General features: G+C 48.6%; 11 protein-coding genes. 4 read left to right on the forward strand and 7 right to left on the reverse strand.

Translation table 11 applies throughout. From position 1 onward, the window contains the following. Positions 1-351 (reverse strand): response regulator transcription factor (locus AC6R1O_RS12415; protein ID WP_500657130.1); only part of this gene is annotated, 351 nt, incomplete at its 3' end. Positions 352-902: 551 nt separating this feature from the next. Between AC6R1O_RS12415 and AC6R1O_RS12420 the strand changes: the two genes are divergently transcribed. The 4 genes from AC6R1O_RS12420 to AC6R1O_RS12435 all read left to right on the forward strand — a co-directional run bounded on the left by AC6R1O_RS12420 (position 903) and on the right by AC6R1O_RS12435 (position 5,280). After that, positions 903-1,409, forward strand: a complete 507-nt coding sequence (locus AC6R1O_RS12420; protein WP_334551485.1) for a sigma-70 family RNA polymerase sigma factor — start codon at positions 903-905, stop codon at positions 1,407-1,409. Continuing rightward, positions 1,402-2,133 (forward strand): DUF3379 domain-containing protein, encoded by a 732-nt coding sequence (locus AC6R1O_RS12425; RefSeq protein ID WP_500638760.1) that lies wholly within the window; start codon positions 1,402-1,404, stop codon positions 2,131-2,133. The genes AC6R1O_RS12420 and AC6R1O_RS12425 overlap by 8 nt, the downstream gene beginning before the upstream one ends. A 264-nt stretch (positions 2,134-2,397) precedes the next feature. Further along, positions 2,398-3,702, forward strand: a complete 1,305-nt coding sequence (locus AC6R1O_RS12430; protein ID WP_500633237.1) for an outer membrane protein transport protein — start codon at positions 2,398-2,400, stop codon at positions 3,700-3,702. A 297-nt stretch (positions 3,703-3,999) separates the two neighbouring features. Next, positions 4,000-5,280 carry an outer membrane protein transport protein gene (locus tag AC6R1O_RS12435; RefSeq protein WP_500633238.1) on the forward strand — a complete coding sequence of 427 codons (1,281 nt, stop codon included), beginning with the start codon at positions 4,000-4,002 and terminating at the stop codon, positions 5,278-5,280. A gap of 82 nt (positions 5,281-5,362) precedes the next feature. On the opposite strand, the gene AC6R1O_RS12440 is transcribed toward AC6R1O_RS12435, so the two are convergent. From AC6R1O_RS12440 to AC6R1O_RS12465, 6 genes are all read right to left on the reverse strand, one after another. Beyond that, positions 5,363-6,121, reverse strand: coding sequence for an MlaA family lipoprotein (locus AC6R1O_RS12440; protein WP_500633239.1), 759 nt, complete (start codon positions 6,119-6,121; stop codon positions 5,363-5,365). A gap of 66 nt (positions 6,122-6,187) precedes the next feature. Beyond that, complete coding sequence (gene ccmI / locus AC6R1O_RS12445) at positions 6,188-7,405, reverse strand: c-type cytochrome biogenesis protein CcmI (protein ID WP_500633240.1); 1,218 nt, start codon at positions 7,403-7,405, stop codon at positions 6,188-6,190. Then, a complete protein-coding gene (locus AC6R1O_RS12450) occupies positions 7,402-7,908 on the reverse strand; it encodes a cytochrome c-type biogenesis protein (protein ID WP_500633241.1) in 507 nt (168 codons plus the stop codon). The genes ccmI and AC6R1O_RS12450 overlap by 4 nt, the downstream gene beginning before the upstream one ends. Then, complete coding sequence (locus tag AC6R1O_RS12455; protein WP_500631882.1) at positions 7,905-8,459, reverse strand: DsbE family thiol:disulfide interchange protein; 555 nt, start codon at positions 8,457-8,459, stop codon at positions 7,905-7,907. The genes AC6R1O_RS12450 and AC6R1O_RS12455 overlap by 4 nt, the downstream gene beginning before the upstream one ends. Continuing rightward, positions 8,456-10,414 (reverse strand): heme lyase CcmF/NrfE family subunit, encoded by a 1,959-nt coding sequence (locus AC6R1O_RS12460; protein ID WP_500633242.1) that lies wholly within the window; start codon positions 10,412-10,414, stop codon positions 8,456-8,458. The genes AC6R1O_RS12455 and AC6R1O_RS12460 overlap by 4 nt, the downstream gene beginning before the upstream one ends. Continuing rightward, positions 10,411-10,677, reverse strand: a 267-nt coding sequence (locus AC6R1O_RS12465) for a cytochrome c maturation protein CcmE domain-containing protein (protein WP_500657131.1), incomplete at its 5' end; no start/stop codon positions are given. The genes AC6R1O_RS12460 and AC6R1O_RS12465, both read right to left, overlap by 4 nt.

A 10,677-nucleotide genomic window follows, 5' to 3' on the forward strand; every position in this document is an offset into this window, starting at 1 on the left:
CCTGCGCACAATAGAACGACATCGCGCCTCTAGTTCACCCAAGTCAAATGGCTTACAAAGGTAATCATCCGCACCTAAGTCAAGCAGTTGGATTCTATCGAGCACCTCGTTTCTCGCCGTCAGTATCAAAATAGGCGTATCGTAACGTTGGCGAATTTTTTTTGTGATCTCTTCTCCAGAACGATGCGGAAGATTCAAATCCAAGATGATTAAGTCGTATTGAGTGTGAGCGACCAAGGCATACGCCACTTTTCCATCGTAGGCACAATCAACTCCATGACCTAAATCAGTGAAGCGCTGCTCCAATGATTGGCTGATCAAACGATCATCTTCCACTATCAAGATTCTCATCGGTCCTCAACTTTCCTTGTAGGCAATGCAACAAATGCATCACTTTTATCCTCAGTTTATAACATCAGACAAGGTAGGGTGACAATCCAGGTTGTCGGCTTTTGCCAAACACTGTGATCATCAAACACCGCCGCCTAAACGGGAGAACAGCGTTGCTGCGCCGGGCATTTTCTCGAGGCAAAAAAAAACCACACAGAACTGTGTGGTCGGAATGTATAAAGCAATTAACTAACGCCAATTGAAAATAATCAGTTTCCTGATTAGGAGAAAGTAAAGTCAGCCTTCAAAAGGAAGTGTCATCTTGCTCAACTTGTCAGCAGATGCCGACTAGATGACAGGAGTTACTATACCTGTTGCCGCTTGCCTCTTTTTGAAGTAGATCAATTTTAATGGGATTTCTCTCTTTTTATCGCACTGTGCGCCACTTTGCTTCAATATATAAAGAGGGTTTTATCAGCCATAATGAGCACCACGGAGCATACTAGGAGGCTCGTGTGTCAATAATTTCGTTTTTTGGAAAGAAAAAGTCCGACACTCCGGTCAACTCGGATATGGACAGACAAAGAAAATATGAAGCGCTGGTTCGTGCCTATCACCGAGATCTCTACCGCTATGCGTATTGGCTCTGCAAAGACCCAACCATCGCGGAAGATTTGGTGCAGGAAACCTGCCTAAGGGCTTGGAAGTCACTGGACAGTTTGCAAGATGAAAAAGCCGCCAAGTCTTGGCTGATCACCATCTTGCGCCGTGAGAACGCGCGTCGTTTTGAGCGTAAGCAGTTTGATCTCGTGGATATCGATGATTACAGCGGCGAAGCCAAAGTGAGCGATGACCCACATCATCAAACCCAGTGGATCCAAGCGCAAATCATGAAGCTAGAAGAAGAATACCGTGAGCCCCTCTTCCTCCAAGTGGTAGGAGGGTTCAGTGGTGAAGAGATAGGCGAGATTTTGTCTTTGAACAAAAACACCGTCATGACACGGCTTTTTCGAGCGCGTAACCAACTTAAAGAGATGTTAGATTCTGATGACAGCGCAAGGGGGCAAAAAAATGGATGAGTTAGAATTCCGTCGTCGTATTATGTCCGACCCAAAACAGCGTGACTCACAAATCAACGAAGCGATCAAAGCCGACAGCAAGAATGCCAAGTTTGCCGACGATATTCTTGAGCTCGATACCCTCATTGCCAATGCCATGAAGGTCGATGTACCCGATGGGCTCGCTGACCGCATTTTGTTTAATCAATCCGCGGCAATCAAAGAAGACAATGTCGTTCGCCCGACATTCGTTAAACGTGCCATGGCAATGGCAGCTTCGGTCGCCTTTGTCGCTGGTCTGCTGGTTGGCCAAGTCAACTGGGGCAATTTAGTGGTATCACCCGCGAACGCCAATTTAGCGGACACCGCCATTCAACATGTGTTTGATGAAAAAGGCTTCGTGTTTGTGTTGGATGAACAAGTCCAATCGTCGCAAATCAACGCCAAAATGGTGCCGTTTAAAAAACACTTGATTGAGCAGTTCCCTTACCATGTCTACTATCTTAACCACTGTGGCTTTGGCGACTCCAATGCGGTGCATATGGTCTTTAAAGGGACGCAAGGCAAAGTGACGCTGTTCTTAACCGGTATCGCCAGTGACAAAGCCTTTGCCTTTGAAAAACAAGGCATGGCGGGCATTGTTGAACCGATTGGCAACAACAGCCTGATTCTGGTTGGAGACAAAGGCGAAGATGTGGCGAACATCGCGCAAACCTTGATGGATATCATCAAACCGATGAGTTAACAACCTGATAACATTTTGTGAGCAAGATCATGGCCCGAGATTCCCTCTCGGGCCATTTTTTTAGCATAAAATTAGAGCTTACACTCTAAAAACAGTCATTTTGTAGGATTTTCCTGCCAGATAACCGTCATTTCGCTAATTTTATCTGCCAACTACGCAATGGTCGGATATGTATCTCCTATAATTGCCTCTAGGATCAGCCACCACTGAGCTTTTGCTCAAATATAACGTCCGAAAGAGACGAACAAAAAGGAAAAAGCACAAATGAACAAGACGCGTCTGTTTAAAAAATCACTGTTAGCAGTGACTATCGCATCAACGGCAATGGCTTCACAGCAAGCGATGGCCGCCGGTTTCCAACTTAACGCACAATCAGCGACCGGCCTTGGTCGTGCATTCGCAGGTGATGCGGTTATTGCTGATAACGCAGCAGCAATGTCTCGCAACTCCGCAACAATGGCATTATTTGACAAGACAGAGTTATCGCTGGGCTTCGAGACCGTCACATCAATGATTGAAGTGAAAGACGCCACATATACAAGCGGCGCATACTCTCCAACAGCTGGCGCACTATCAGCCAGCTCAACATCAGCCAACTACGATGATGCTGGAGACACATCCATAGCACCAAACATCCACTTGATCGTGCCTGTAAATGATAAATTCGCTTGGGGCGTTAATGCGTATACAAACTTTGGTACTAAAACAGAGTTTGCTGACGACTATGCAGCGTCTGAATACGGTGGTTTAACTGATGTCAAAAGCTTCAATTTAGGCTTAGCGGGTTCCTATAGACTGAATGATCAGTGGAGTTTTGGTGCTGGCTTGGACCTCATTTATGGACAAGGTACATTTAAAAGAGCAGTCCCAGGCACTAACAGCGCCGCATACTTACTCAACGTAGACAAAGCTGATGGATGGGCGCTAGGCTTTAACGTTGGTACTGTTTATGAGCTTGATGAAAACAATCGATTTGGGTTTGCATACCGTTACAGCCCAGAGTTCTCTGCAGAAGATGACTACGGTCAAGAAGTAACTTTACCTCTTCCAGATATTGCGGAGTTCTCTGGTTTCCATAAGATCCAGGAAACTAAGTTCGCTGTCCACTATAGCGTGCAGTGGATTGGTTGGGGTAAATTCGACCAAATTGATTTTGAAAACCTAGATGTATCTCAGTCACAGCTCGCAGGTGTTAGCACCACTTACAACAAAGACTACAAATGGCAAGATGGTTGGCACTTCGCTTTAGGAGGTACTTATTACCTTAACTCTGATTGGACTCTTCGTGCGGGCTATATGTACGACACTAGTGCTCAAGATGAACTAACATCGATTTCAGTTCCTGATTCCGATAGACAATGGTTATCAACAGGCTTCACGTATCATATTGACTCTAGCTCCAATATTGATTTTGGTTTTACCTACCTAATGGGTAAAGAAACAGACGTAAAGGAAACTTTAGTTCTACCTAACAGCGATAGTCCAACTGGTTATGGTTATACACAAGTAACTGGCACGACGAAAGCTGACGCTATCCTACTAGGTCTACAATACAGCCGTAGCTTCTAAGCACAGCGAACACTCTATATCTTCAAAGGCCGCCCTCGCGGCCTTTTTTAATTTCGTATTCAATCACTTCACTTCCTATTCAGGCTACACGTGTAACCTGAACTATCCGATTGACCCTACAGATGTACGCTCAAATTTAGAAACACACCATTAACAAACAACATTTAAATTATATAATTTTACTATGGTTAGATTTTTATTCTAAAAACCATCAATAGCTTGTTTTTTATTTTTAAAGTGATTGCTCTAACTTTATCATCACACGACCAAAGTCAACGACAATCAGCGAACATAAAAATGAAAACCAATAAAACACTTCTTTCTCTTGCAGTGGCTGGCACTCTGATGACCAGCGCCACACACGTGTCTGCGGCTGGCTTTCAGCTCGCCGAGTACTCCGCAACAGGCCTAGGTCGAGCGTACGCTGGTGAAGCGGCGATGGCAGACAACGCCAGTGCGCAATGGCGCAACCCTGCCATGCTGACTTACCTAAAAGGGACACAGCTCTCTGTAGGTGCAGTGTATGTGGACCCGAATGTGGATGTGAGTGGCACAACCAATTTTTATGGCACCGAGATACCTGCAAACAGTAAAGACTTTGCTCACGATGCGGTTATCCCTAACTTTTACGCTTCTCACCAGTATTCTGAGCAGTTCTTTGTTGGCGCCGCATTTGGCACCAACTACGGCATGGAGACTGATCTGGGTACCGATTTCGCCGCTTCTCACTTTGGTAATGAAGCCAGTGTGATTTCGATGGAAGCCAACCTGAATGCTGCATATCAAATCAATGATGCGGTGAGCATCGGTGGTGGTCTACGTTACGTGATGGGTGAAGGAAGCTTTGGCGCAACGGCGCCAACAAATAATGCTTACGCTCTTTCACAAGGCACGACCCTCAAATATATGGAAGGCGATGACACTGCTTGGGGTTGGCAACTTGGTGCCGCTTGGCAAATCGATGAGCGTAACCGTGTGGGCTTTGCCTACAAATCGGCAGTCGATCTCAAACTTACCGGTTCAGCCAACATCTTTACTGGTACTGCAATTGCCACCAGCACAGGCTCTATTGATTTAACGTTGCCCGCCACTGCTGAACTCGCCAGCTTCCACCAGTTGACTGAAAAAGTCGCGATTCACGCCAGTGTAAACTGGACGGATTGGAGCTCATTCAAGCAACTTTACGCCGATTTAGATACCTTGCCATCGCAGACCATCAAGGTGGAAAATTGGGAAGACAACTACCGCTTTGCGCTGGGTACGACCTATCAGTGGGATCCGAAATTGGCGTTACGAGCGGGTGTCGCGTATGACATGTCAGCGGTCAGTGACAAAAACCGCACCATTACTATTCCAGAAACAGACCGTACTTGGCTGAGCGTTGGCGCCAGTTACGCGTTTACCAAGCAATTCACGCTAGATGGTGGCTTCACTTACGTGTTCGCAAAAGATGCGCCTATCACCGAATCTCGCGGCTACGATTCCGATGACACCGCGGAAGCACTGGCTGGACAGTTTGTAGGGGAAACATCAGGGCACGTGATCATCGTCGGTGTACAAGCGAACTACACCTTCTAACGCATATCCTTAAATACTTCGCCTTTATGCGACGAGGGCTTGGTCAGTGACCAAGCCCTTTTACTTTCTCAACGTCAAGTAGTCAGAAATCTTGTAGATATTCATCAAGATAAGCTTCTTCTTCCTCATTGAACGCTTCTTTTTCTATCTCGGCGTTAAAGTCTTGGCGTTGAAGATACGCATCACGCGTCAGTGCGTAAGGGTCAGGAGAGTTTTCCAACATCACTTCTTGATTCACCAACGCTGCACGGGTTTCCATCCCTTCCAGGGCCCATTTGCCTAACGCGCCCCAAAAATTCAGCAACGAAAGTGGTACGTAAGCACTGTCGACAAAATCGGCGGTCTCTCGCACTGTCCAAGGGCCATACCCCGGCACCATGACATAGGGACCATTGCCGACCCCGTAGTGACCCACCGCATCACTGAACGTTTTTTCGTTGTGGTCGGTGATACCCGCCGCAGATGCCACGTCAATCAAACCCAGCAAACCCAGCGTACTGTTGATCAGGAATCGATTAAAGTGGTCGAGCGCTTTTTCGCCATTGCCCATAACAAGGTTGTTGATCACGCTAGATGGCTCATCTAAGTTGCCTAAGAAGTTACCGATACCAGAACGAATCGGCGTCGGAACATAACCAACGTAGGCGAGCGATACGGGTCGCACAAAGTAAGGATCCAAGTAATCGTAATTAAGGGTCCACATGGTTCGGTTAAACCCTTCGATGGGGTCATACGGACCAGAGTCGTCATAAGCCGAGGAAGCATCAGGCTGGCTAGCACACCCTGACATCACTAACGCTGAGCAAAGTAACAGTCCGGTTCGAGACGTTTTATCTATCATTATTATCTCTTTCCATGAAAAAAGCCGGTCGTGACCGGCTTTTTGTTAATCCATAAGCATTGGGAATTAGTACTGCTTATCTATTAGCACTTCAACTGGTTCCCCTATCTTAACCGCTTCGCTCTCGCCAAACCAGTCCCCTGCTTTGGTGGCAACATTGCCATCGCTGTCAATGCGCACACGCACCATCAACGCATCGAGCGATGAGAGTTTACGTGCTTCCAACATGCTGTTGCTGTCATCCAACACCACAGTGCGCGGGAAGCTCCCCACAGGGTAGCGCGCTGCTGCGACTGGCATAGGCGCGCCATCGGCGCTGTGCACTGACACAATCAGCGAAGCATTCGGATCCGCTTGTACACTAGGGTCAAGCGCAATCGTCACCGCCACAGATTGACCGTTACCTATCGCTTGCCCCATCTGCTTGCGCGCGTTGTCAATACTGCGCGAGAGCATCTCATAGCGACTATCCTCTGGGCCGATCATCTGCTGCATCACGCCCCAATAACGAATCGCCGCTGGGAAGTCCTGACGCTCGTAAGCATCAAACGCGAGCAAAGAGAACACACGCAAGTCGACATACTCTTGCTGAACCAACTCTGAGAGCAAGGTACGAGCACGGTTTTGATCAAACTCATCTTGAGAGAGCATCAAGGCTTGAGCATAACCCAGTTGAACATCGGTGTTCTCGGGTTCTAGACGATAGGCTTTTTTCATCGCACCGATCGCCGTATCTACATCGCGATTAGCGAGGCCAATACGACCGAGTAGCAACCAACCCGTTGAATCATCCGGTTGATAATGAAGGCGGGTTCTCAACGCCAAGGTTAAGTCTTTCATCTCGTCGTCGCTCAAGCTGGCGCCTTCCGGCGACATGAGCTTTTTCGATAGCGCAGGCAAGTTTGCACTCACTTGCTGCCATTCACTGACTTGATTGGCTCCACCAAACTGGAAATACATCGCATAAGAGAGCGCAATGACCAGCGCAAATGATGGCACTAGCACCCAGACCGGCTTGATAGTAGCGCTATCAGCGCCCCCCTCTTTGGTAGGGATGTCATCGAGCAGGGATTGCTTAAGATCGTCGATGAGCTCTTGTTGGTTCTCCACCAAGCCTTCATCGGTTTCTTCAGCAAGTTCCGAGAGACGGTCTTTGTAAAACGCTTTATTGAGCTCGTCACGCAGACGGACATCTTGGTTCTCTGTGCGTCGAATGAAAGGCAAAGCAACCAGCAAGCAGCTCATGACGATTAAAATGACTGAGGCTACCCAAAATAGTGTCATTTGTGTTTATCTCCATCATTTTGTTCATCAAGAAGGGCTTTCAGTCGCGCTTCCTTATCGGCGCTCCATTGCTCATCGGGCACACTCTTTACTTTGCTTTTTCTGCTGCGAAGAACAATCAGCGCAAAGCCCAGCACCACCACACACAGCGGGCCAATCCACAGAATCGAGGTGGCCAATGTGAACGGCGGTTTGTAAGTCACAAAATTGCCGTAGCGCGCGATCATGTAATCAACAATCTCTTGCTTCGATTTGCCGTCTTTGGTCATTTCGTACACTTTTTGGCGCAAATCGACCGCAAGTTCCGCGTTAGAGTCCGCAATGGTGTTGTTTTGACATTTCGGACAACGCAAGGTGTGCCCGAGCTCCTTGAACTGCTGCTCTTGCTCGAGAGTCTCAAATTCATACACCTCGATGGCCGCTTTCGCTGCCATTGAGAGCGTCAATGCCGTCATTAACATCAAAGTTAAAAGCAGAAAGGGGGAAACGCTCTTTCGAATCATTGTACTGCTTCCTCAACCATACGTTGGTACATAGGCTCTAGCTTCTCTGCCCAGTTGCGTGCGTTCACATCACCCACATGGCGGTACTGAATCACGCCATTTGCATCAATGAGGAACGTCTCTGGCGCGCCATAAACACCAAGATCTAGGCCCAACATACCATTGCCATCAAACAGGCTGATGAGATACGGGTTACCGAGGTCGTTGAGCCAGCCGACTGCCTTAGTGCGATCGTCTTTGTAGTTCAGTCCGATGATTTTAACGCCTTGGCTAGCCAACTCATTAAGATACTGATGCTCGGCATAGCACGTAGGGCACCACGTTGCCCAGACATTGAGTAGCAAAGGCTCGCCAACAAAAATCTGTTGATCGTACAGTTTGCCCGGTTCCGCTAAATCTTCTAAGCGAAACTCTGGCACCGTTTTACCGACCAAGACCGACTCCAACTTTGTGGGATCATCACCATGTTGGTTTTTGATGAGCTGGGTGGCAAAAACGCTGACTAATCCTAAAAAGGCCACCAAGGGAATAAACAGTAGCTTCTTACTCATGATGCCTCCTGCTGGGTATTCTTTCTAAATCGGTAACGCTTATCGCTGATGGCAATCGCACCGCCGAGAGACATCAACAGAGCCCCCGCCCAAATCCAACGCACAAACGGTTTGTAGTAAATACGTACGGCCCACGATTTGTTGTCGTCGAGTTGCTCGCCCATCGCAATATAGAGATCGCGCGTTATCCCTCGATCGATCGCCGCTTCGGTCATCATAGAGCGCGCCGTGCGGTAGAAGCGTTTCTCTGCATGCAAGGTATTGATGTATTTGCCGTTAAGGGTAATTTCAAAATCCGCAATATAGCCATCATAGTTGGGGCCATCTTTGTCTCGTAAGCCTTCAAAATAGAAGTCATAACCTTGAATTTGGAAATGCTCGCCAGGTGCCAAACGGACATCACGTTCGATACTGTAGTTTTGCACCATGGCAATACCGATAATCGAAACCGCAAGACCGATGTGGCCCAACATCATCGCCCAGTGACTGCGCTGAAGTTTTTTCACACCACTCCAGAAAGGGTGACGGTGCGTCGCACGTTGGTAGAGCTCAAACCCATGCAGCAAGATGATCCACAGTGCCATCACCCAGCCGATATACGCCATCACCAAGAACTGATCGGCTAGCCACACAGTGAACAAGGCAGCGAGCAACAAAGAAGCCACGCCAGAGATAAGCATCGGCACTTTGACGGTTTTTAGGTTGTCGCGTTTCCAGCGGATCAGCGGTCCAATACCGAGGAAGAAGGCAAACGGCACCATCAACCAGGCAAACAGCATGTCAAAGAATGGCGCACCAATGGAGACAGAGCCTAACCCGATTTGCTTGTGCACCAGAGGTAATAAAGTCCCAACCAACACCACGACTAACGCCGCAATCAGCAACACGTTATTGACCAACAGCGCATTTTCGCGTGATACCAACTCGAAGTTGCCACGCACACGAACCGACGCGCCTTTGAGCGCAAACAGAAGCAGTGAGCCGCCGATGACAAACACCAAGAAGCCAAGGATAAACATCCCACGCGAAGGATCGGAAGCGAAAGCATGCACCGAGACCAGAATGCCGGAGCGCACTAAGAAGGTGCCCAATAAGCTGAGCGAGAATGCCGATATGGCCAGTAGCACGGTCCACGCTTTGAACGTGCCGCGTTTTTCGGTCACAGCGAGTGAGTGCATCAGCGCTGTACCGGCAAGCCAAGGCATGAAAGAGGCGTTTTCAACTGGATCCCAGAACCACCAGCCTCCCCAACCTAACTCGTAGTAAGCCCACCATGAGCCTAACGCAATACCCAGAGTGAGGAAAAGCCAAGCGGCGGTTGTCCAAGGACGAGACCAACGCGCCCATGCTGTATCAAGTCGACCGGTCATCAGCGAGGCGATCGCAAATGAGAAAGCAACCGAAAAGCCTACGTACCCCATGTAGAGCATGGGTGGGTGAATGATCAACCCCGGGTCTTGCAGTAACGGGTTTAAATCGCGGCCATCGACCGGGAAGTACGGCAAAGTACGTAAAAACGGATTCGAGGTGACGATGATAAACAACAAAAAGCCGACCGTGATCAGACCCATCACCGCCAGTACGCGTGCGACCGACTCTTGTGGCATGCCTCGACTAAAGCTTGCCACCGCAACCGTCCAACCCGCTTGGATAAGAACCCACAGCAGCAATGAGCCTTCATGGGCACCCCAAACCGCGGTCAGTCGATAGTACCAAGGCAATTGCGTGTTGGAGTTACTTGCCACATAGTTCAAGGTGAAGTCGTTGGTATAAAACGCCCACAACAAGATGGCAAACGACACCAACAGCAGCAAGAACATCCCCCAAGAGAGCGGTCTTGCAGTGTTCATCAAAAGCGTATTGTTACGCGATGCACCGACCAGTGGCAAAATGCTCAAGAGCACTGCCATGGCGAGAGAAATAATCAGCGCAAAATGGCCAATCTCAGCAATCATTGGTCACTTCCTTGTTTTTGCTCTTGAGTGTACTGAAGCGGTTCGTGGGTCTTCTTCATCGCTTCGGCCACTTCAGGCGGCATGTACTCTTCGTCGTGCTTCGCTAACACTTCAAACGCCTCAATGGTGGTCGCGTTTTTTAGTACGCCTTGCGCCACGATCCCTTGCCCCTCGCGAAATAGGTCAGGCAAAATGCCATCGTAGTAAATGGTCACTTTCGGGCCGATATCATGTAAGTCAAACGACACACGCAGAGATTGCGG

This window comes from Vibrio sp. R11-SG3-ISO3-SZ, assembly GCF_059834345.1.

Excerpts from the sequence above, each read along its gene's own strand:
- AC6R1O_RS12450 (WP_500633241.1), bottom strand. The coding sequence starts at position 7,908 with ATGATTCGAAAGAGCGTTTCCCCCTTTCTGCTTTTAACTTTGATGTTA.
- ccmI (WP_500633240.1), bottom strand. The coding sequence starts at position 7,405 with ATGACACTATTTTGGGTAGCCTCAGTCATTTTAATCGTCATGAGCTGC.
- AC6R1O_RS12455 (WP_500631882.1), bottom strand. The coding sequence starts at position 8,459 with ATGAGTAAGAAGCTACTGTTTATTCCCTTGGTGGCCTTTTTAGGATTA.
- AC6R1O_RS12435 (WP_500633238.1), top strand. The coding sequence starts at position 4,000 with ATGAAAACCAATAAAACACTTCTTTCTCTTGCAGTGGCTGGCACTCTG.
- AC6R1O_RS12460 (WP_500633242.1), bottom strand. The coding sequence starts at position 10,414 with ATGATTGCTGAGATTGGCCATTTTGCGCTGATTATTTCTCTCGCCATG.
- AC6R1O_RS12420 (WP_334551485.1), top strand. The coding sequence starts at position 903 with ATGGACAGACAAAGAAAATATGAAGCGCTGGTTCGTGCCTATCACCGA.
- AC6R1O_RS12425 (WP_500638760.1), top strand. The coding sequence starts at position 1,402 with ATGGATGAGTTAGAATTCCGTCGTCGTATTATGTCCGACCCAAAACAG.
- AC6R1O_RS12440 (WP_500633239.1), bottom strand. The coding sequence starts at position 6,121 with ATGATAGATAAAACGTCTCGAACCGGACTGTTACTTTGCTCAGCGTTA.
- AC6R1O_RS12430 (WP_500633237.1), top strand. The coding sequence starts at position 2,398 with ATGAACAAGACGCGTCTGTTTAAAAAATCACTGTTAGCAGTGACTATC.